18 protein-coding genes and 1 tRNA gene are annotated in these 21474 nt (G+C 47.2%); 8 read left to right on the top strand and 11 right to left on the bottom strand.

All coding sequences use genetic code 11. The features are described from left to right. Window positions 1-10: 10 nt before the first annotated feature. Together C1A08_RS11185 and C1A08_RS11180 are read right to left on the bottom strand one after the other, a co-directional pair. Window positions 11-1594, bottom strand: a complete 1584-nt coding sequence (locus C1A08_RS11185; protein WP_145996572.1) for a hypothetical protein — start codon at window positions 1592-1594, stop codon at window positions 11-13. A gap of 52 nt (window positions 1595-1646) precedes the next feature. Beyond that, on the bottom strand, window positions 1647-3380 hold the full coding sequence (locus C1A08_RS11180; RefSeq protein ID WP_101573529.1) for a hypothetical protein: 1734 nt from the start codon (window positions 3378-3380) through the stop codon (window positions 1647-1649). 482 nt (window positions 3381-3862) lie between these two features. On the opposite strand from C1A08_RS11180, the gene C1A08_RS11175 reads away from it, so the two are divergent. The 7 genes from C1A08_RS11175 (at window position 3863) to C1A08_RS13140 (ending at window position 12735) form a co-directional block, all read left to right on the top strand. Further along, window positions 3863-6061, top strand: a complete 2199-nt coding sequence (locus tag C1A08_RS11175; protein ID WP_101573527.1) for a glycosyl hydrolase — start codon at window positions 3863-3865, stop codon at window positions 6059-6061. Window positions 6062-6393: 332 nt separating this feature from the next. After that, window positions 6394-7596, top strand: coding sequence for a site-specific integrase (locus C1A08_RS11170; RefSeq protein ID WP_101573525.1), 1203 nt, complete (start codon window positions 6394-6396; stop codon window positions 7594-7596). An 18-nt stretch (window positions 7597-7614) separates the two neighbouring features. Beyond that, window positions 7615-8409 (top strand): hypothetical protein, encoded by a 795-nt coding sequence (locus C1A08_RS11165; RefSeq protein WP_101573523.1) that lies wholly within the window; start codon window positions 7615-7617, stop codon window positions 8407-8409. Between the two features lie 136 nt (window positions 8410-8545). Then, window positions 8546-8845 (top strand): helix-turn-helix domain-containing protein, encoded by a 300-nt coding sequence (locus tag C1A08_RS11160; RefSeq protein WP_101573521.1) that lies wholly within the window; start codon window positions 8546-8548, stop codon window positions 8843-8845. A 2-nt stretch (window positions 8846-8847) separates the two neighbouring features. Beyond that, window positions 8848-9768: a hypothetical protein gene (locus C1A08_RS11155; protein ID WP_101573519.1), complete on the top strand. Its 921-nt coding sequence runs from the start codon at window positions 8848-8850 to the stop codon at window positions 9766-9768. Window positions 9769-9831: 63 nt separating this feature from the next. Beyond that, window positions 9832-10509, top strand: coding sequence for an NUMOD4 domain-containing protein (locus C1A08_RS11150; RefSeq protein ID WP_101573517.1), 678 nt, complete (start codon window positions 9832-9834; stop codon window positions 10507-10509). A gap of 771 nt (window positions 10510-11280) precedes the next feature. Continuing rightward, entirely contained in the window at window positions 11281-12735 is a 1455-nt protein-coding gene (locus tag C1A08_RS13140; RefSeq protein WP_145996571.1) for a hypothetical protein, read from the top strand. Between the two features lie 92 nt (window positions 12736-12827). Here C1A08_RS13140 and C1A08_RS11135 read toward each other — a convergent pair whose 3' ends face one another. Together C1A08_RS11135 and C1A08_RS11130 are read right to left on the bottom strand one after the other, a co-directional pair. Beyond that, complete coding sequence (locus tag C1A08_RS11135; protein ID WP_101573513.1) at window positions 12828-14501, bottom strand: ATP-binding protein; 1674 nt, start codon at window positions 14499-14501, stop codon at window positions 12828-12830. A 91-nt stretch (window positions 14502-14592) separates the two neighbouring features. Beyond that, complete coding sequence (locus C1A08_RS11130) at window positions 14593-15006, bottom strand: very short patch repair endonuclease (protein ID WP_101573511.1); 414 nt, start codon at window positions 15004-15006, stop codon at window positions 14593-14595. Between the two features lie 121 nt (window positions 15007-15127). Here C1A08_RS11130 and C1A08_RS11125 point away from each other — a divergent pair, with 121 nt between their 5' ends. Continuing rightward, window positions 15128-16192, top strand: coding sequence for a DNA cytosine methyltransferase (locus C1A08_RS11125; protein ID WP_101573509.1), 1065 nt, complete (start codon window positions 15128-15130; stop codon window positions 16190-16192). Between the two features lie 32 nt (window positions 16193-16224). On the opposite strand, the gene C1A08_RS13500 is transcribed toward C1A08_RS11125, so the two are convergent. The 7 genes from C1A08_RS13500 to fabF all read right to left on the bottom strand — a co-directional run bounded on the left by C1A08_RS13500 (window position 16225) and on the right by fabF (window position 21430). Next, window positions 16225-16701 carry a DUF6642 family protein gene (locus C1A08_RS13500; RefSeq protein ID WP_306345982.1) on the bottom strand — a complete coding sequence of 159 codons (477 nt, stop codon included), beginning with the start codon at window positions 16699-16701 and terminating at the stop codon, window positions 16225-16227. Continuing rightward, a complete protein-coding gene (locus tag C1A08_RS11115; RefSeq protein WP_257937111.1) occupies window positions 16698-17441 on the bottom strand; it encodes a tyrosine-type recombinase/integrase in 744 nt (247 codons plus the stop codon). The genes C1A08_RS13500 and C1A08_RS11115 overlap by 4 nt, the downstream gene beginning before the upstream one ends. Window positions 17442-17790: 349 nt before the next feature. Then, window positions 17791-17861, bottom strand: a tRNA-Gln gene (locus C1A08_RS11110). Window positions 17862-17888: 27 nt separating this feature from the next. Further along, window positions 17889-18602, bottom strand: coding sequence for a tRNA (adenosine(37)-N6)-threonylcarbamoyltransferase complex dimerization subunit type 1 TsaB (gene tsaB, locus C1A08_RS11105; protein WP_101573505.1), 714 nt, complete (start codon window positions 18600-18602; stop codon window positions 17889-17891). A gap of 92 nt (window positions 18603-18694) precedes the next feature. Continuing rightward, window positions 18695-19393, bottom strand: a complete 699-nt coding sequence (radC, locus tag C1A08_RS11100; RefSeq protein ID WP_257937110.1) for a RadC family protein — start codon at window positions 19391-19393, stop codon at window positions 18695-18697. 13 nt (window positions 19394-19406) lie between these two features. Beyond that, window positions 19407-20183: a ribonuclease III gene (gene rnc, locus C1A08_RS11095; RefSeq protein WP_055203126.1), complete on the bottom strand. Its 777-nt coding sequence runs from the start codon at window positions 20181-20183 to the stop codon at window positions 19407-19409. Continuing rightward, window positions 20183-21430, bottom strand: a complete 1248-nt coding sequence (fabF, locus tag C1A08_RS11090) for a beta-ketoacyl-ACP synthase II (RefSeq protein WP_055203586.1) — start codon at window positions 21428-21430, stop codon at window positions 20183-20185. The genes rnc and fabF overlap by 1 nt, the downstream gene beginning before the upstream one ends. Window positions 21431-21474: the final 44 nt, after the last annotated feature.

Here is a 21474-nt window from a genome sequence, read left to right as displayed (position 1 = left end):
CCGTCAGGTTTTATTCCACGAAAGAATAAGGCACCATCCTGGTCGGCCATGCCGTCTTGGAATACTGTCCGCCATTCTGATAAATCATCAGGCGGGGAGTCGTCGACGTAATATGGCTCTGCTCGTTGCAGATGAAACGGGCATATTTGGCGCGTACGCGGATATTGTTCGAAAGCACGCCTTTCTGTTCCCATCCCGAGACGCCGTCTTTCGAAACCCATACGACCGAATAACTGTTCACATCCGCGATATTCACGCCGTGTACGGCTTGAAAACAATCCTGATCTTCGATATATCTTACGCTGCAACCATCGATGTTCAGCCCTTTGAAGGCCGTGCGGTCGATTACTTCGCCCTGATCGGTCATAGATGCCGGCCAGTTCGGATCGCTGGCGGCAGCCGTCATCAGCCGAACGTTGTAAATTTTCTGTTCATTGTCGCTGTACGTGTAGTACAGATAGATCTGATCTCCCTTCACGACCAGGCTCGGTTCTCCGGCTCCGAAGAACGTTTCGGTTGCCGAAAGCTCGGCATCGACCGCAGGAGCCGGATCTCCTCCCCACGACGAACCGTTCCATTTTTCCCAGTCTTTTCCGTTGATCGTCGCACTCCGGGCAACAAACACGTTGTTGTCCAGGCTTTCGTCCAGCGTAGCCGACCCGGTATAGGCCATGTAATAGTAATCCCCGACTTTCACGACCGACGGATCCTTGGCATAGTATTTATCCGCCTTATCCTTGGTCGGAGCTACCGCAATCACTTCGTCCTCAGACCATACGGCATTGATCGAAGCGGTAGGTGCGCTGTAATAACGAATCTGAGACGAGTATCCGACGTCGCCGGGAGCCGTATATTGAACGGAGTTCTCGTGCCCTGTTATACCGGATGTTTCGCTTCCGTTCACCCAGCAGATCATGCCATTAGCCGTGGCTCCGCCCCAGGCGCCCGGAGTACCTTCGGTTCTCTCCATATACAGCAGATAAGCCCCCATCGGGAATTTAAGACTTCCGGTCGCTTCGGTATAACCTCCGTTATCGGCGTTGAGTTCCAGCCAACCGGCTTCGCCGGCCTGGTCGTAATGCACGAATTCGTAGGTTGCGATCGGCGTACCGGTCAGGGTCGTCTGGTAATTCGTATCCCAGTTGTAAAGAGAGAAACGCATCGACGAATTCGGATTATCCCAGTTCGGACAGTGTACCGCCCAACCGTAAAACGATTGATCGAACATATAGTAAATCGCTCCGTTGCCCCCTTCGCCATGCCAGCCCTTGGCGCCGCCGCCGTCGCCGCTGCCGTTCAGTTTCGTACGCGCCGGCATACTTCCGTTCAGTCCCCCCGGAGTGGAATACCATGCGCTCATCGTACCGTCCGAATTTGCGATCATCGAAGCCGCATAACGGAAATTGTCGTTCGTAGGAGAGTAGATTACCGCCCCGCCATCGGTAATGACAGGTATCCCCGTTTCGACCACCTCTTCCGGGCGGGCATACTTATCCGAGATCGGACTCGGATCGGGCATACTATCACAGCTACTCATCTGTACCAGCAGCAGCGCAACTGCCGACAACTGTGCAATGTAAGTTAACTTTTTCATAATTAAAACTGATTAATGAACATTTAAATTTTAGTATTCGTTTTCGTTTTCGTTATCGGTAATGTAAGTAAGCCGTAACCCATCCGGCCGGATCTTTCCGGAAAAGCTTGAGCATTTCCGCGGCCGGCGTATTGCCCGACCGGTTTTCGGCGAACCCTTTCGCCTGATTGGCGATATCCACCTGCATAATCGCCTCGAAACGATCGATCAAAGCCTGCGGAATAGGATTCCCTTCGACGACATGCTTGCGCATCAAGTGAGCCAGATTCGCTTCGCGGCAGTAGCACCGGATAGCGGTAATCATCTGTTCGAGCACTTCGATATCCTTTATATTTTCCGCCAAATAAGCGGCGTAAGGTTCGTCGTTCACCTGCTGTTGCGCTTTCCGGTAAAGATCGGCCGCCGCCAGCAATTTTTCGGAACTCGTCTCACAGCGCAGTTCGATATCTTCGAAGAACCACGGGTCGAGCGATTCGCTCTCGGTGGTCATAAACAAACTCCGGCGCGTCGATTTCCAACTCGGAGAAGGAGCTACGGCCCCTTCGATATGGGCGATGTCCCAGCGATGGTACACTTCGATCCCGGCCGGATTCTCGGTCAACAACCGGAAACGCCATGTAGCGTCCCACGGGAACACGGCAAGTCCCGTCGCGCTGGCTTCCCAAGCGGAAAGCACATCCGCGGCAGCCGTTCCGAACGGCTCGGCCAACTCCGCCAACGCCTGTTCGTTCGGCACAGCCAGGTCATGCAGTTTGATCCCGGCCATCAACTGATTCGGATCGTAACGGTCGGGAGTAAGTCCGAAATACTCTTTTACGCCCTGGATATTCGGGACATTTCCCACGGCATCCAACTCTTCGGCGACCAGACGCGGCGCGGCGATATGCGTCAGCGGCTGCAACTCCTCGTTAGCGCTGGCCATAAAAATTTCACCGACTACCGGAATGCCGCGTTCGGCGCAAAGCTGCACCGTATTTTTAAACCAGACATCCACCGGCCGGCTCAGTTGTACTTCCGCTATGTTGGAATGCAGAAACATCCCGAAGTTCCGAGTCGGAAGCGACGGAATGCAGGCATAGATCTGTCCCGCGGAAATTTCCCACGGTTCCCACCAGACCATCCCGTCCGGACTCACTTCGGCCCAGGCTCCGGTCAAAGCTTGTAGAAAGGCGGGAATACGTTCGTGCAACGGGATATCCCGGTCGGTCGGGCCGTTTCCGAACTCGTTGGCGACCCATGCGTCTTGATCGAACGTATAAACTTCGATATCGTCCAGCTCGGGAACCTCTTGCTTCAGCCTTTTCAACAACGAAACGTATTTGTCGACGATCTCTTTTTTCTGAATGCTGTTTTTTTCGGTGGCGATGTCGATCAGATCCGGCGTCAGGATCTTATACAGCGAATCGACTCTCGGGGCGCCGAAATGGAACAACGTCCGGAATCCCCATTTTTTGGCGATCCGAGCCCGTTCTTTGATAGCCTGCAAACGCTGATCGGCTTTTTCCCGGCTGCCGATTCCGTCGACATAAAGGATATCCTCCAGATTCAGCGGTTCGTCGGCCGGACGGGCTCCCCAGGCGATGTTCAACTGCAACGTATTATACCCCAGATCCTTGATGGCCTGCATCTGGGACTCGTCGTACCGGATATCAGGATTCGACGGATTGCCGATGATCGCGACCTTGTACCGAAACGGGTCCTTTTGCTGTTGTTTACAGCAGGACACGCCCAGCAGACACAAAACCGACAATACCGCCCAATACAGCCAAGGTCGAGGTTTATTCATAGAGTCGCGTTAATCGTTAAGTCAATAGTTTTCCGGTTATTCCGTTCCGTTCACCAAATGCCGCATATCCCTCGCGGCCAACACGTAATCCCACGGGTTTCCAAAATCGCCAAGGAAAATATCCGTCTCCGCCCCGCTTTCTCCATCGCCTCTTCTTCACCGGAAGACGCACTTCACCCATCCTATTTTCCAGTCCTCTACACCTTAATTTATAGATAACTGGCTGTAAAACGCGTGTAGATACGTAACAAAGATAATAATTCAGTCATAAATAAAAAATTTTTTCCGAGTTTATTTTTACAATTTCAAACATTATTTTTCACGACCATTTTACCAGTCCCGTTAAAAAACGATAGTTTTGACACCGCGCGCGATTGAAAGTTTGCTTTTTCGAAAACAAAAAATCGACTTATAATGTCAAAAATAGCACCTTCGACCCGTTTTTATCCGTTTATTTTGCATTATCCTAAAAATACGATCTTATGAGAACCTTTCGTCTGAGCCTATTGTGCCTGTTTTTTTGCGTTACGGCCGTGGCGCAGGAGCCGTCCGAATTCAAAACTCCCCCTACGAAATTCCGTCCCGATCCGCTGTGGTTCTGGAACAATACCGACATTACCAAAGAAGGTATCGACGCCCAAATGCCCGGCTTTCTGGAAAAATGCGGCTACGGAGGATTGGCGATTTTGCCGTTCGGCCCCAATCTGACGCCCAAGTACCTGACCGAAGAGTATTTCGAACGTTATAAATACGCCGTCGAAAAGGCCGCCGAACTGGGGCTGACCCTCTCGCTGTACGACGAATACGGATTCCCGAGCGGCAGCGGCGGAGCGATCAACGCGGACGGAGTTCCCCGGTTTCGGAACCGCTTCCCGAACCTCACGATGAAGCGGCTCGACAAAATCGAAGAAGAAACCCGGGGCGGGGCCACCTACGTCAGCCCGGTCAGTAAAACGGGTCAACTGATGGCCGCCGTGGCCATGAACGCCGACACGAAAGAACGGATCGACCTGTCGGGCAACATCACCGAGGAAACCATCGTCTGGAAAGTACCCGAAGGGAACTGGAAAATCATGCAGTTCGTCTGCGTCGCGGACGACGATCCGAACATGGATTATCTGAGCGAAGAGGCGGCCAAAGCCTACATTTCGATGACGCACGAGGCTTACTACAAACGGATGCCCGAATTTTTCGGGACGACGATCACATCGACGTTTTTCGACGAACCGACGCTCTACCGCGCGCAGGCCCGTTGCTGGACGCCGACATTCAACGAGACCTACATAAAAAAATACGGCTCCAGCCCGGCGCTGTACTATCCGGCGCTCTGGTACGACATCGGCCCGGAAACGCAGGCCGCGCGGAACGCCCTGTTCGGTCTGCGGGCCGAGCTTTACGCAGCGGCTTATCCGAAAGCGGTCAGCGAGTGGAGCAAAGCGCACGGCATCGTTGCGACCGGACATCAGGATAACGAAGAGATCGAAAACCCGGTCGGAACTTCCGCCGACCTGATGAAATGCTTCAAATACCAGGATGTTCCGGGAATCGACAAAATCGGAGGCGACCGGCCGGCCGAGAAATTCTACAAAATAGTCAGCTCGGCGGCCTACAACTGGGATCATTCGCTGGTCATGTCGGAAACCTACGGAGCGATGGGTAACATCCCGTGGGACACCCTCTACAACGTAGCGATGGATCAATACTCAAAGGGGATCAACATGCTGATCCCGCACGCGGTATGGTTCAACGACCGGGACGTTACGTTCGAGCCCGAGCTGTCCCACCGAAACAGGCTGTACAACCAGGGACTGTACGAATTCAACACTTTCCTGGCGCGGCTGAACATGCTGCTGCGCAACGACGACCGCTTCGTCACCGACGTCGCGATGCTGTATCCGATCGAAACGATGCAGGGGGAGCACTACTTCGACGGACCGCTGGGAGCTTACGCGGGAGGCGTGAAGATCCCCGACATGGATTACGTGCAGATCAGCCAGCGGCTGACCAACGAACTCGGCCGCGATTTCCAGTTTCTGCACCCGGAAGTGCTGCAGGACGCCTGCCGAGTCGACAAGAACGGTCTGACACTGGCCAACACGAAACAATACAACACGTTCCGCACGCTGATCGTTCCGTCGTCGAAGACGATCAGCGTCGCGAATCTAGCCAAAATATTGACCTTCTTCGAAGCCGGCGGCCAGGTGATCTTCACAACGCAATTGCCGGTCAAGTCGACCGAGCCGAATGCAGACGCGCAGGTCGTAGCCCTGATGGACAAACTGCTGCCGGAAAAGCTGCGCAGCAGCGGCGAGCCCCATACGAATCCGGCGGGAGGCCGCGTCGTTTTCCTCGCCAAGCCCGGTGCCGATGCATTGCGCAACGCGCTGGCCCGTCCGTCGGAAACGTTCGACGTGGAATTTCCCGAAGGTATCGTACCGATGCGCTACATCCATAAAGAGCGCGCCGGAAAAGACATTTATTATTTTGCGAACCTCAACGGGAAAGCGTTCGATTCCGCCGTCGCGCTGCGCGGCAAAAAACGCTACGAACTCTGGAATCCGCATACCGGCGAAGTCACCGCTTTACAACCGGAATATGCCAAAAAAGGAAAAGACCGGGTCAGCCTGGTAAGACTCCGCGTGGAGCCTTCGCAATCGGTATTCCTGGTCGAAACGAAATAAACCCAACTTCACTTAACCCAAACTTAACCTTTTTCGGGGAACCGCAGGGATCGTTTACAGCGATCCCTGCGGCCTTTTACGGACACGAGAAAAATCCTGATTCCACCCAGGTACAAAAAAAGGAAGCCCTGAAAAGAGCTTCCTTTCTGTTGACCCACCAGTTATTAACTTATAGCATTCATTGTCAGTGATTTAGTCTATTTGCCCGTAATTCAATCGTATACGAATTTTCGCAGGGCGTATCCGAAGTCTCGGAAAGCCTGCCAGTGACGAATTTGTTATACCCATTGTTATACCTTTCGAACGGTTAAACAATTAAAAAAGATTGAGTTATGAGTAGTGTAAAAGCCATTCTGAGAATCGACAAAATCAATGCAAAAGGGCTGGCCCCTCTGTATCTGAGAAGCACCAACAACCGCGAATCGGCATTCAAAGCATTAGGCATTTATATTCATCCCGACGATTGGGATGCTGTCGCCGAAAAAGTCCGGAAGTCGAAACGGGTGCCCAATTCGACCCGGATCAACAACCTGATCGCGGCGCAGAAACTCGAAGTTCAGAATTATCTGCTCGATGTGGCGGGCGGTGCGAAGCCGTATAATCCCCAAGCCGTCAAACGGGCGGTTTCCCGATTCAACCACGCCAGCTTCACCCAATATGCGGAAGATTATTTAAAGTCCATCAATACCGCAGAAAAGTATACGACCTACAAAACCTACCGGACGTTACTGCGTAACCTGAACGAATACGCCGGGCGGGAACTCTATTTCGGAGATATAGACGTAACGTTTCTGAAAGACTATTACCGCTATATGACCGTAACCAAAGGAAATACGAACAATACCGCCCTGAGCAATCTGAAACTGATCCGCAAACTGTTTTACGATGCGATCCGGGAGGAGATCGTACAACCGGATCAGAATCCGTTTCCGAAATTCAAGTTCAAATGGGATACGCCGGATGTCGAATACCTGACCGAAGAAGAGTTAGAACGGATCGAAACCTTGTCCTATCCCGAAGGTTCTCTGATCGGGTACGTTCGGGATTTGTATGTGTTCGTTTGTTACGCCGCCGGAATCCGTATCGGCGATGCGTTGCGTTTGAAATGGGGCAATGTCGAGGGGGAACGGTTATCGCTTACGACGGAGAAAACCAAATCGGGCCTGAATATTCTGTTACCGTCCAAAGCGCAAGCCATTTTACAACGTTATAAAATGCCGGATAACAAACCGTCGGATTATGTTTTTCCGTTCATCCGCACCGCCGATACCGGCATCGAGTTACGAAAAGAGATCGAACGGCGCACGGCCTACATCAACCGCCTGCTCAAAAAAATCGCCGCGCAGGCCGGAATCGATAAAAATATCCATTTTCACACGAGCCGCCATACATTCGCTGTGCGGTCAGTCCGCCGCAAAATGGGACTCTACCAACTGTCCAGAATTTTAACGCACAATTCCTTGAAGACCACACAGATTTATCTTAATATTGCAAATGAGGACTTGGATAAAGCCATGTCCGAAGCATTTGATTGAATTTAAAAACGCTGTATTATGTCACAGCATAAACGAATTGATGAGAATAAAATATTTTCTATGGAACGAGAAAAGGAATTCCCTAACTCCTTGGTATTGGAACATTGCACGATCAAATTTGACGAGCGAATTATTTCATATCCAAATGATAAAGACCGCAATGCTTTTGATTTATATCGAGACGATTTAGAGGAACTTTTCCCCACGGAAATGAAGCTGGATGAGGACACGGAAAACTTAATGTACATTAATCTTGTATTGGGCACATTATGGTTAGTTGAATATCCTTACAGAAAGGTGTTTATCATGTATCAGGCTTCCAAACAATCCGATCCTGTTGCATGGTTAGATAACGTGAACCGAGTAATGACAACCCATAAGGATGATATCATACGTTTCGCTAATGATGAAAGCACTTTCTATTATACATCGCTTGCATTACTCAGTGATGCACGAATTGCATATATGGCACACCGTAAAAACGATAAAATGTCTGTTTCGTGGAATGGGGGTCCTGTGCAATTTGTCGAGTTAATCTTGGCATTATATAAAATGGAGTATAAGGTAGAATATGAAACAGGGGCTAAGACTGAAAACATTTTAAAGTATGATGATTCCGCCATCAAGGATGAAAAAGCATTAATATCCGCTATGGCTCATACGTTTAACTTTGTCATAAAAGATATTTACAATTATATCGAAAGTATTAAAGCTCGCAAGGAGATTAAAGGACAAGAAGATAAAAAAGCGCGTTTTTTACACAAGTTAATAGACTCATTGATAGCCTATTGCAGAGATAGCGATTCGCTGTAAAATTGCACTACGAAGAAAATTAGAACATAACAACCTAAATAACAAATACTTACACAGGTATTTTATTCGTAACGAACAAGTATCTGATTTTTTCGCTATATTCTTGCACCATGTTTAATTCTAAATCCAAGTAAACATGGAAGCAATCATTATTGCGAAGCAGGAGTACGACCAGATTTTGGTCAAACTCGATGAAATCCGGGAAGGACTTCACAAACAGGTAAACCCGTCTCCAATACAGGAGCGGTATTTAACGAACACAGAAGTCTGCGATCTGTTGAAGGTCAGCAGACGGACGTTGCAACGCTACCGCGACGAAGGCCGCATAGCGTTTTCACAGGTCGGGGCCACCATTCGGTATAAGGCCGCCGATGTCGAGCGATTCCTGCACGACAACTATAATCCCGCATTCCAAGAGACAAATAGCCGGTTGTAGTTATGTTTGACCGTTGTCATGCTATTGTAGAAGGGTTTTCATTCGATGCTCTTCCGGCCGAGTTTGAGCGGCATCTATTCGAATACGGAGTCGGCCACCTGTGGAATCCTAAGCTAAAACTGAAGATAGGTGTTCTGACCCTGACTTTCCCGACACCGACAATGATGCACATCCGCGGGTCAATACAGAAATCTGCGAAAGGCAATAATTACGGCGATTTTACATGCAGCGAAGCTATTTGGCACTTGCAGTGCCTTTCTGAATTTATCGGAGTCCCATTGGAAAGGTTTCGAATCACCAGTCTTGAATTGGGAATCAATCTTACAGTACGGTACGACCCGCGAAATTATTGGGATTTATTTAATCGCTATGGGAAGAATCGTTATATTCTGTTAGCACCTTTGAAAAACACTTATCAGCCCCACGGTCGGAAATGTTATTACTGTGACTATGACATCAAAGTATATGATAAAACTTTTGAAAGTAGCCATAGCAGTCACGAACCGCGGGAGGTAGCTAAAGCCGTTCCCAAAAACTTAGTGCGCTTCGAAGTGCGTTTTAAAAGTAAGGCGTTAAAACGACTTGGGTGGGGAACGGTAACGGGCGCAACATTATTGGATGAAAGATTTAAAGCAAAGTTACTGTCCCAAATGGAAGATATGTTCGAATCGACCGTTTTCAATAAATTGCCTGGAGATTGTTCCAAATTAACTATGGAGCAAGTGCAAAAGGTCACTTTTGCACTCTCTGAAGACTTCGACCTATATTCGGCCGTGGTTAAAAACGAGTATCCTGCACGCTATACCAAAGAGTTAGCCGACAGACGCAAGACGTTGAAAAATTACCTGCCTTTGATAAACAATAAATACGAGCGAGAGCTACGACGTAAATTCCGGGCAAAATTTCCGAAGCTTTCCGTCTGATAATAAAAATGATAGCTGTGCAAAAACACTTGTTTCCATACTTCAATAAAGGAGATTCCTAAGATGAAAGAACATAATACAACAGAACAATGGAAAGATATACAAGGATACGAAGGACTGTATCAGGTATCGAATATGGGAAAGATCAGAAGTCTTCGCAGCGGCATACGGCTTATCAATCCGAATAACCGTACCCATGTATGCCTGTACGATCAATGGGGTAAACCCTCATACCGTAAAGTATGCCGGATCGTAGCCGAAACTTTCCTGCCGAGAAAGAGAAAATGCAATTACATTTATCACATCAACCAAATCCCGTACGATAACCGCGCGGAAAATTTACGTTGGGCCACGTTGAGGGAATGCCACCGTACCGACAGGGAACGTTATCGCAGAAGTGTCCGCCAATTAAAAGATAAATCCGTTCTGCGTGATTATGTTATTGCCGTACCCGCGCTCCGGGGAGTCCGTACCCGTGTGCAAAGCCAGTCAGCAAGAATGTTCCGCAATATCGCAACCGCGGCGTCGGACACGGGTATTCCCGAAGCGAGTATCTATCTGTGTTGCGCCGGAAAGAAACCGACTGCCGGAGGATACAAGTGGTATCCGATACGCAAAATACCGCGTGAGGTTAAGGTACATTTGTCCGACCAGATTCGGACATGGCTCCACGATATAGAATTTTCCCGTTTGGAAGAAATAAATCGGATTCGCCGAAAAAACAGCCGCTGGGCCTTATAAATTCCGGCACTGCGTAATATCTGGATATATTTTACTATTCTTTCTGTACCGCGAAAATACCTGAAAACAGCTTACAAAACCATTCCGTCGGGAAACCTCTATTTTTACAGGCGGATTGTCGTATTTGTAAAAATACTTTAGACGTGCAACCCGAAGAAAAAGGAGATTTTTCGGACGGTTGTGTAAACATGCGTGTAAGCACCCAGCTATGTAAGGGTGATTCGGGTGTAATTCGTGAAGGCAATTACGGACGAGGAAAGAGCTACCGTGAAATATTGGCTGATGCAAATCCCGGCAACATCTTGTTCATTCCCGCAACAAGGCATGATCCACACACCTGCGGAGGGGGTACCCTTAAATGGGATCGGCTGAACGGCTTTCTGTGGGTAGTCGTTACTGATCAGCTCCCGGCCCGGAAAATCCGGACATACAAGTTGCTGTTATTACGACCGTACTGATCGGATCGAAAAGTTTTTATATCTTTAAGGCGTAATCGAAACCGTTACCGAATGAAATAAACAGAGAAAAGTTTTATAATACATATTCAAAGCGTTAGCTTTTATTCTTGCTTCCTAAAATCGCCAATTTGAAGCAGACAAGAGTAAAGTTAGTGCTCACGTTTCACGACGTGGGCTTTACTTATTTGTCTGCAAGGTGTTTGGCGATACCGAGGAAGCAAATACAGTTTAGCCCGCGTTTTTTATGCGGCTAAATGAAGGTGAGACAATTTAAGAAATACACCAATAATTTTACCGTAAAACAAAAAATCACATGAAAAGATTATTTCTTATTTTATTGTTTGGTGGCTCATTATTGTCATCCTGCTCAAAAGACGATCCCGGTAATCAAACTCAAAATCTGCGCTGGAGTCGGGTCGATCTGACGGGTGCCAAATATCTGGTACTTTCGGAAAGTCCGGTTAGTAAGTCCACGGGGGCTCCTTCGGATGTTTTCAAAGTGGACGAAAACGGAAATATGACTGCTGTCGTATTCTATTTCACGTATGATAACAACGGTAATAGCCTGCAAGCCCGCAGCGATGTGAAAGTCGTACCGCAAACGATTTCCAGTTATGACGGCGGACAATATATGTTATTCCATGACTGTGATTTTCGGGATGAGCAAGGACAAAGCATCCATCTCCCGCATTACGTCGGCAGTCCTAATTTCTTGATCCGGCGAAAAGACGGTGCGGTATTTCATATACCATATAGCGAGCAAGACAAATTCCCTGCGACAAACTCGAAATACACCGCCAAAGTAGACCATAACGGCGATCTGTTCGTTTGCAGTTCTTCGGGGATTATTAGTAAAGTGGAAGCCAAAGACGGACAAACTTATCTGCGGCAAATCACTCCGAACGGAACTGGGGCAACTCAATTCATGCTTACTGATCAAACCGATGTATTACTTAGCGGTAATTTAAGTGGCCTGCCCGCAATATCAGATAATACATTTAGGTATCCCGTTTATGGAACTGTATTTTATCCGAACGGAGGCTTCGAAAGCATCCAGTTCTATACGCCCCCGGGTTATTATGAAGATCGTCATGAACATTCTGAGAGCACTCTATTTCAAGACGGTAATCAGGTAAAATTATTTGAATGTCATACTGTCATACGTGATCCAACAATCGTTGAATGTGTATCGACCATTACATTAGGAATTAGGGATGTCAATTTTTCTACGACTCCGCCGGTGACGCTTAACAATGAATATACCCATAGTAAAATATGGGCAGAGAACAGATATGTAAGCTCTTGGTGGTATAGTGCTGCCATCAGTTGTAAAAACCATTTTATTCTTACGCATGGCGGTCGATATTCACCGGAGAATGTCGAATTATTAGTTTGTGATCGTTCTGACAAAAGCATGCGTATCGTTACCCCGACTCAATTCCCGGAACCGGAAGTGTCATACGGGGAGCATCCTTTAGAAGAGAGAATGATTAATAACACGCTGTTCTATTTAAATACCACTACCCGGACAATTCAAAAGTACGATTTCGAAACACTGACTTACTCGGAAGTGCAATACGACGATTCATCTATTGGCCAGTATGTCCAACTTGGTATTTCATTGGGATATAATGCGTATATAATAAACGGCGTTCGCAATTCCGACGGGCGCAGTGTCGTGATAGAAATCGACCATTCCACGGGAGTCGTTAAAACGACCGTCGCCCCCGATGAACGTAAAATCACAGAACTGATCCAGCTGAATTAGCAACATGCTACAAACAAAAAACGGAGGCCGAAAAGCCTCCGTTCTTGTTTGAGATTTCAATGTTCTGTAATTCCATTTATCGAACGTTCATTTTATGGTATGGCCAAAAAACTTTTAATTTTAGCTTTTATGTTTTCATATGTGGAGTTAAGTTTATTTTTGGCAACAGATGTAAGTAGCGATGTATGTGCTAAAGCATCTCTGATCGGTTTGTACTCTTTCGCATCTTGTTGCAATCTTTGTTGTTCCTGTTGATTCGCTATTATCGTGGAAGACAAATAAGCCAAAGATTTCATTTCCAAATAAGACAAGTCATCAGGGTTTTGTCTTATTTCAAAACTTATATTAGCCTCGGCTTTATTTCTATGCTCTTTTGCCCTAAAGCCTCTCTCAGGATCATATATCTCTTTATGAGCAGTTTGCGTTAATGGAATATTTTTTTTATTGATAAATTTTCTCAGAAGATTTTCCGACACGAAACATTCCCCGTATGACGCAAAATTAAATTTAGCATCATCCGACAATGCATCGATCCAAGAGTTAACCTCATCTGCATTAGGCGTTTCTGACGGGAGAATAAATTCTCCCGAAATCACATTAAATAATTCTTGTGATTTACGCTCTTTTTTATTAATCCTTTCATTATCTGGATCTCCATCTTGTCTAAGTTTTATACGCCATTTATCCCAATCGTTGATGATTTCCTCTTTTAACAGTCGCTCTATTTCGGCTAGCAACTCTTTAAATAAAGGATCATCCGAGATAACGCCCTCACGACTACTGGTAAATCTGTCTTCCCCGTCGCCATCGTCCAATAAGTTAAAATGAATTTGTCCGTAAATGTAGCTTTCCACCACGCGCGCCTGAGGAATGTGTTTTAAAATGTCTTTTTCTCGCAATCGACCATTTACGAATAAATCTATCGAAACATTTTCATCGGTACCTCTAATCTTCAAATTGGACGGTTTTACTACAGATGCAATAAAGCCGCTTATATCGTCTCTTGCTTGTAAATCTCTATTTTGCTTTAGATGTTCATTACCAATAAGTTTTTGATTTATATATGGATCATTAGGTTCATTTATTTTCCATAAAAATTGAGTATCATTAGCCAAATCCGTTAATTCGTCTACTGTAATAGGCGCGCCGTTCAAATAAATTGAGAAAGAATTGTCTAATAGTGAGAATTTAAAATAAAGAGCTATCAATTTACGAATATGATCTATTCTGTTCTTTATACCATCGTTCAAATCCTGAAAATAAATAACAGTCCCTTTATTATTGTCTTCGATGAATGGGCGTAAAAGTACTTCATCAACAGCTTCAAGATTGTAATCTTGCGGATTTAAATCTTCTGTTATCGCTTCATCTAATCCCGTATTATCAATAACACCTCCTATGTATGGCGAGGTTGCCGTTTTGGTTAAAATGGAAATTCGTTTAGCACAAGATAAAAGAGCAAGCTTTCCTATCCCTTTACGACCTATATATGGCCGATTACCCGGGGATTTGTTTTCTCCTTGTTTTCTTTTAGAATAACCTATACGCAAAAATTTGTTTTGAAAATCATCTTCGGTCATTCCATTACCGTCGTCTTTAATAACAAAATAGTTTCCCTCTCTATTTATAGTAATCCATACATTGTTTGCATCGGCATCCCATGAATTAGAAATTGCTTCACCGATAACCGTTATAAAATTTCGATAAAGATTTCGACCAAGGTGATTGAGAATACTCAGGGAAATGTTAAAGGTAAAATTGCTCATAACCTATCGAATTAGACATAGATAATTTGGTACAATATAAGAAATATTTGGGTAAGTTATTTGCACAATAGATTATTGCAAAATTGTGGGTCTAAATTTTTATTTCGGCAATTAAAGAATTCAGTCTATTTGAACATTTTTCTTTATTTTTCAATTCACATTGCCAGATAACGATTACGTGCCATCCGCTATTTTTCAACTGTTCGATTTTGTTTTTATCTCGTTCGATATTTGACAAAATTTTAGGATGCCAATAATCTATATTAGAACTCGGTAATCTACCTGCTCTACAATTATGCCCATGCCAAAAACAACCATTTATAAAAATGACGGTTTTATATTTTGGCAATACGATATCCGGGGACCCGGGAAGGGTTTTTACATTATTCCGGTATCTAAATCCATTTGCAAACAAGAATTTCCGAACTAATATTTCCGGTTTAGTGTTTTTGCAATGAACACTTTTCATTATTTCAGAGCGTTTATCTTTATCCCATATATCCATTTGATTGTACTTTATTTAACGTTGTATAACAAATTTAAGTAAATTATGTTATATATTACCTTTCTTTATTCGGCAAAGATTTTTATCTTTGGTACTTTAGAATGATACCTAATAACAAATAATGAAAACTTACAACGAGATAGGTGTTGTTGATCTATTTTGCGGGATAGGAGGACTCAGCTATGGAATGTACAAACGAGGATTTAATATTATAGCAGGTTTTGATATTGACGAAACGTGTAAATATGCATACGAAAAAAATAATAATGCATCCTTCTTTTCGCAGGATGTTAGTACAGTTACAGGGGAACAAATAAAAAAATTATTCGGAGAGTCGAAGATTAAAGTTCTTGCAGGTTGTGCTCCATGTCAACCATTTTCGTCTTATGCTTTCAAAGTTAAAGAAAAAGATAGTAGTAAATATAATCTATTATATCAGTTTGGACGCCTTGTGGAAGAATCTGAACCAGATATAATAACAATGGAAAATGTTTCGCAAATTTTATCATTTAAACAACAGCCTGTAATTAATGATTTTGTCAAAAAATTAGAATCGTTAAATTATCATGTTAGTTTCCAAATCGTTTATTGTCCCGATTATGGAATCCCTCAAACGAGAAAACGACTTGTTTTACTTGCTTCACGATTGGGAGATATTCAACTTATTAAGCCTACGCATAATCCGGAGAATTATATTACGGTTAAAGATGTAATAGGGAAACTGCCAGCTATTAAAGCAGGGGAAACATCTGCTAAGGATCCCTTGCATAGGGCACGGGCTTTGTCCGAACTTAATTTAAGGCGAATTAAAGCGACTCCATATGGAGGCGGGTGGAAAGATTGGCCAGAAGACTTACAACTTGAATGTCACAAAAAAGCTTCAGGAAAATCTTTTGGAGCAGTTTACGGTAGAATGAAATGGGAAGAACCTGCACCTACGATGACAACATTGTGTACGGGAATTGGTAACGGAAGATTTGGACATCCAGAACAAGATCGAGCAATTTCCTTAAGGGAGGCAGCGTTATTTCAAACTTTTCCGAAAAAATACAGTTTTTTTGCCCCCACAGAGAATATCTCTTTGAGTAATGCTTCTCGATATATCGGCAATGCAGTACCTCCAAGGTTAGGAATCATCACTGCTGAAAGTATAATAAAGCATCTCAAAAAATATAAGAAAATTTAATTCCTATTTCGATAAATACACGACTTGCTGTCTTATATTTTTGATGCAATAAACCTAAGATAATTCATTTCTTCTGCCGTGGACTCAACAAAATCCACTTGTTTCCGGTAGCCCGAAACAAGGTCTGCTTTCGTGCGGTTCATAAAATCGTCGATATTTGCGCGTTTCGTCCGCATGGTGCTGCAACTCCCGAAGTGCACCGCGCAACCGGCTAATTCGCCCTCCAAAACGTCCGCAATCTCCGATAACGTCACGAAGTCGCGCCCGATCTGTATGCCGTTCGGTCGGCCATGAAACGCAATGTACAGAATCCGGTAGTTCTTGTACCGTTTGAACGTGAATTGCCTGAGGTATTCGAAGAACTCGTCTTTCGTGTTGCATTTGCGGTAGACATATTTAATTCCAGCGGAGTAGTAGAGAATATCGAGAATCGGGCGGATACTTTGTTTGCTTCGCGGGTTGGTATTCCAATTACCCTCCAGGCAGTATATGTATCGCGGTTTCCTCAAATCCGTATATCTTTGAATACGCTGTAATACCTCGGTAAATCTTCCTGCCGGATTATCTCGTCGTTATACACTTCGAGCATCTGAATACTCCGGTGACGGCTGTATTTCGATACGGTTAATAATTCGCCCTTGTAAGACCTGATTAGCTTCGTGATAAAATAATGACGGAAGCCGTGCGCGCTTCCGTCGATCTGTAAGGTATGGAACGTTCGTTTGATAATCTCCCGGACGGATTTCGTCGTGAGTCGTTCGCCCCGGCAATGGTTGCTGTCGCTCCGGAACAATGCTCCCTCACGGAAACGATATAACCGCAGGTATTCGCGTAAGACTTTCACCGTAGAGGGATGCAAATACACGGGTTCTTTATCGTCCCGGCCTTTGCCGCGAATCAAAGCGACTTTATCCCGAAGATTAATATCCGTAACATCCAACCGGACGACCTCGATTTGCCGGAGGCCCTGAAACAAAAAGAGAGCGATAATCGCTCTCAGTCTTAGGTTGGTTTTTGTTAGCTCCAGTGCGGAACAATACGACTGCAACTTTCCTATATCGTCATCGGTCAATCCGTCTTTCTTGTGTAACCGGGACTGTGTAAATCCTTTTACGCCGTCGGTGATCTTCTGCGGGATCAGTCGTAGCCGGTACAACCCGTCTAAGAACACCTTTGCCGAAATCAGGTACTTGTTTTTGGTCGATATGCTGAACGTCTCGCAACCCTGCAAATAACGCTTGTATTCCAAATAACTGTTACGATTCAGTCCGTGCGTATCGGTAAACCGTAAAAAATGCCGTATCCGCATCGCATATTCCCGGCGGGTGGTTTCCGATACGTCCAACGTATCAAATACCTGCCGTACAATCAAATCCCGCCGACTCGACGGCAATAACTCAATATGATTCATAACTCCGTTGCTGAAAATCGTATCCCGAAGTTACGAAATTAATTCTATATTTGCAGATGTATTCGATTGATATACAGGTTGATAGATTTGAAAAACAAACAAAAATGCAATGTTTTACCTATGTTGTACCCGTTAAAAAAATAAACGCTCAACTCGTTAAAAGTTAAGCGTTTACGGTGTCGTCTTGTTGACCCACCTGGATTCGAACCAAGAAAGGCAGAACCAGAATCTGCAGTGTTACCATTACACCATGGGTCAATGATTATTTTTACGGTGCAAATGTAATCAAAATATTTTTTTCGACGAACAATTTTCGACAAAATTTTTCAGATAAAATGGTTCGAAGTAGGCCGTATCTTCGAATTTCTTCGCCGCAAAGGCCTTGAAAGCCGGTTTGACCAGTCCGCGAGCCGAAGGAGTGACCTCCGCAAAATGTACGCCCGGCTCGGTAAACAGCTCCCGGCTCTTCGCCGCGCCATTCCCGAACACCAGCAATCCGCCCTTTTCGGTACGTTGTTCCAGAAAACTTTCGGGCGTGACGATATGCGCCGTCACTTCCGAGAGCGGCTTCGCCGCCGCATCGAACAACTGGCAGTACACCTCCATCCGGCGGGCGTCGATCATCGGCAGCAACTTCATGTTCCGCATATCGTCCACGCCGAGAATCCCCGCATCGAAATCTTCCAGAGCAACGTGAACCAGCGCCTCGAGGCTGTTCACGGCGATCAGCGGAATCCCGGCGCCGTAACAGATTCCCTTAGCCAGCGAGACGGCGATCCGCAGCCCCGTATACGAACCCGGCCCCTTGCCGACCGCCACCGCATCCAGATCTCCCGCATCCAGGTCATGTTCCTGCAATACTTCCTGCACGTAAACGGCCAGGTTCTGCGCATGCTGTCTTCCTTCGAGATTCTCAAGCAGCGAAAGCAATTCGCCGTTTTTGGCCAGCGCCACCGAACCTACGTCCGTTCCCGCTTCTATACATAAAATAAGTGCCATTTTTCTGCCGTTTGGAAATGCAAAGTAAATGAATTTCGATCAAAAGCGCACCGTCCTTCCGGAAATAAAAACATGCGTTGCGCACCGGACTCCTACGGATTCGGCCGTTCATCGAAAAAGCCGTGACTACGGAAACTGTAACAAGGCCCCGCCGTAACGATGACATGATCGAGCAGCGTAATGTCGAACAGCGAAGCCGCCAGATCGACCCGACCGGTCAGGGCTTTGTCTTCGTCGCTCGGCAGTTCGTTTCCCGACGGATGGTTGTGCACCAGCACCAGCGCATTGGCCAGTTTTTCGACGGCCCGCTTGACGATCAGCCGGTGATCCACGACGGTAGCAGAAACGCCCCCCTGGCTGACCCGCATCCGGTCGATCACCCGGTTCGAAGCATTGAGATAAACCGCCCAGAACTCTTCGTAAGGCAACGCGCCGAGCTGCGGCTGGAACATCGCGACGATATCCTGATCGGTACGCACCGAATCGATCTGTTGCCCCTCCTCGATCCGAAGCCTGCGCCCCAGTTCCAGCGCGGCGGCAACCGCGGCGGCCCTGCGGATACCGAGCCCTCCCACCATGCGCAGGGCCGGCAAATCGCAACGTTCCATCCGAGCGAGGCTTCCGCCGAAGTGCGCCAACAACCGTTCCGCCAGCCCGACGGCCGACTCCCCGGCATCGCCGTCCCGAAGCAGAATGCTCAGCAATTCGGCATCCGACAGCGCAGACGGTCCTTGCGCAACCAGTTTTTCGCGCACCTGTCTGTCCGTAACCGATGAAATATTCCGCATCATTCCGTTTATAACGTCATTCGCCGTCCGAACCTCCGGCTGCCTCGGAAAGCACCGATTCCCCCAGCCGTTCCAGCCGGCGGATCGCCTCCTGACACGCCCGCTGTTCGGACTCCTTTTTACTGTCTCCTTCCCCGTCGCCGGACGGTCGGCCGTCCACCAAAACGGTCGTCCGAAAATGAGGCGATTTGGCCGTATACGACGCGCTGGGCGCCGAATCGAACTGCAAGCGTTTCCGGTTTTTCTGACTCCATTCGATCAAACGGCTCTTAAAATCGGTCTCCTGCTCGGACATATCGTCCAGATCGACGTATTTCCGCAGAATCCCGTTGATAAAAAGCCGGTTCGAAAAATCGTATCCCTTGTCGAGGTAAACCGCTCCCATCATTGCTTCGAGCGTATCCCCGTACAGGTGTTTCTGGGCAAAGCCGTTGCCGCCCTGGGCGATCACGTACCGGTCGAGCCCGATCTCGATCGCCAGCCGGTTCAGCGACGAACGCCGGACGATCCGCGAACGCAACCGGGACAGAAACCCCTCGTCCGCCTCGGGAAACTCGATGAACAGGAAATCCGATACGATCGACTCGATCACCGCGTCGCCGAGGAATTCGAGCCGTTCGTTATTGATCGGGGCCCCGTCGTCCAGAAACAAGGAAGCTGACCTGTGAATCAAGGCCAGCTTATAGAGTTCTATATTATTCGGACGAAGCCCGAAAATAGTTTTCAGCATTCGATAATACGCCTTATCCCTGCCGTAACGCAGCCTGAAATAAGACTGTATCGTTCCAAACATTACATCTTTTTGAGTACGACCGTCGAGTTGTGTCCGCCGAAACCGAACGTGTTGCTCAGCGCGCACTTCACATCGCGTTTCTGGGCGACGTTGAGCGTCAGGTTGAGCTTCGGATCGATATTCGGATCGAGGTTTTCGTTGTTGATCGTCGGAGGCACGATCCCTTTGGTCAGGGCCATCACGCAAGCCAGCGCTTCGATCGAACCGGCGGCGCCCAGCAGGTGCCCGGTCATCGACTTCGTGGAGCTGATGTTCAGGTTGTAAATGTGGTCTCCGAACGCGGCGAACAATCCTTTGATCTCGGCTATGTCGCCTACCGGAGTGGACGTTCCGTGCACATTCACGTAATCGATGTCCTCAACTTTCAGCCCCGCATCCGCAACGGCGTCGAGCATGGACTTTTTCGCGCCTTTCCCTTCCGGATCGGGAGCGGTCAGGTGGTAAGCATCGGCGCTCATGCCGCCGCCGGCTACCTCGGCATAGATTTTGGCCCCGCGGGCAACGGCATGCTCGTACTCTTCGAGCAGCAACGCTCCGGCGCCTTCTCCGATCACGAACCCGTCGCGATCGGCATCGAACGGCCGCGAAGCTTTCTGCGGGTCGTCGTTGCGGGTCGAGAGGGCCTGCATCGAATTGAAACCTCCGACTCCCGGAGGGTTGATCGCGGCCTCGGAACCTCCCGTGAGAATCATGTCCGCCTTGCCCCAGCGAATGTAATTCAACGAATCGATCATCGCATGGTTCGACGAAGCGCAGGCCGAAACCGTACAATAGTTCGGGCCCCGGAAACCGTATTTCATCGAAATGTGGCCGGCAGCCAGATCCGCAATCATCTTAGGTATGAAGAAAGGGCTATATCGCGGAATGAAACCTCCCTCGACATAGCTCTTTACCTCTTGGTAGAATGTTTCCAATCCACCTATACCCGATCCCCAGATAACTCCCACGCGTTCGAGGTCGAGCTTTTCGGGCTCGATCCCCGAGTCCTGCACCGCCTGTTCGGCGGCGATCAACGCATACTGCGAATAGAGGTCGTATTTACGCACCTCCTTGCGATCGAAGAAGTTATTCGGTTCGTAACCTTTGAGTTCGCAGGCAAATTTTGTCTTGAAGTTAGAAGGGTCAAAATGAGTAATAGGTCCTGCTCCGCTTACACCTTTTTCAAGATTAGTGAAGTACTCCTCAATGCTGTTACCTAAGGGGTTAATGGTACCTATCCCCGTAATCACAACTCTTCTCTGTTTCATAAAATACAACAAATTCGTTTGACAAACGCCCTGTCTCAAAGGCT

Origin of the sequence: Alistipes sp. cv1 (assembly GCF_900240235.1) — a bacterium.
Lineage (GTDB): Bacteria > Bacteroidota > Bacteroidia > Bacteroidales > Rikenellaceae > Alistipes_A > Alistipes_A hominis.
This window is presented reverse-complemented; position numbering and strand designations above follow the sequence as displayed.

Coding starts and splice junctions, on each gene's coding strand:
- C1A08_RS11165 (WP_101573523.1), top strand. CDS start 7,615: ATGTCACAGCATAAACGAATTGATGAGAATAAAATATTTTCTATGGAA.
- C1A08_RS11130 (WP_101573511.1), bottom strand. CDS start 15,006: ATGGATATATGGGATAAAGATAAACGCTCTGAAATAATGAAAAGTGTT.
- fabF (WP_055203586.1), bottom strand. CDS start 21,430: ATGAAACAGAGAAGAGTTGTGATTACGGGGATAGGTACCATTAACCCC.
- C1A08_RS11150 (WP_101573517.1), top strand. CDS start 9,832: ATGAAAGAACATAATACAACAGAACAATGGAAAGATATACAAGGATAC.
- C1A08_RS11155 (WP_101573519.1), top strand. CDS start 8,848: ATGTTTGACCGTTGTCATGCTATTGTAGAAGGGTTTTCATTCGATGCT.
- C1A08_RS13140 (WP_145996571.1), top strand. CDS start 11,281: ATGAAAAGATTATTTCTTATTTTATTGTTTGGTGGCTCATTATTGTCA.
- C1A08_RS11170 (WP_101573525.1), top strand. CDS start 6,394: ATGAGTAGTGTAAAAGCCATTCTGAGAATCGACAAAATCAATGCAAAA.
- tsaB (WP_101573505.1), bottom strand. CDS start 18,602: ATGGCACTTATTTTATGTATAGAAGCGGGAACGGACGTAGGTTCGGTG.
- radC (WP_257937110.1), bottom strand. CDS start 19,393: ATGATGCGGAATATTTCATCGGTTACGGACAGACAGGTGCGCGAAAAA.
- C1A08_RS11125 (WP_101573509.1), top strand. CDS start 15,128: ATGAAAACTTACAACGAGATAGGTGTTGTTGATCTATTTTGCGGGATA.
- C1A08_RS11180 (WP_101573529.1), bottom strand. CDS start 3,380: ATGAATAAACCTCGACCTTGGCTGTATTGGGCGGTATTGTCGGTTTTG.
- C1A08_RS11160 (WP_101573521.1), top strand. CDS start 8,546: ATGGAAGCAATCATTATTGCGAAGCAGGAGTACGACCAGATTTTGGTC.
- C1A08_RS11175 (WP_101573527.1), top strand. CDS start 3,863: ATGAGAACCTTTCGTCTGAGCCTATTGTGCCTGTTTTTTTGCGTTACG.
- rnc (WP_055203126.1), bottom strand. CDS start 20,183: ATGTTTGGAACGATACAGTCTTATTTCAGGCTGCGTTACGGCAGGGAT.
- C1A08_RS11185 (WP_145996572.1), bottom strand. CDS start 1,594: ATGAAAAAGTTAACTTACATTGCACAGTTGTCGGCAGTTGCGCTGCTG.
- C1A08_RS11135 (WP_101573513.1), bottom strand. CDS start 14,501: ATGAGCAATTTTACCTTTAACATTTCCCTGAGTATTCTCAATCACCTT.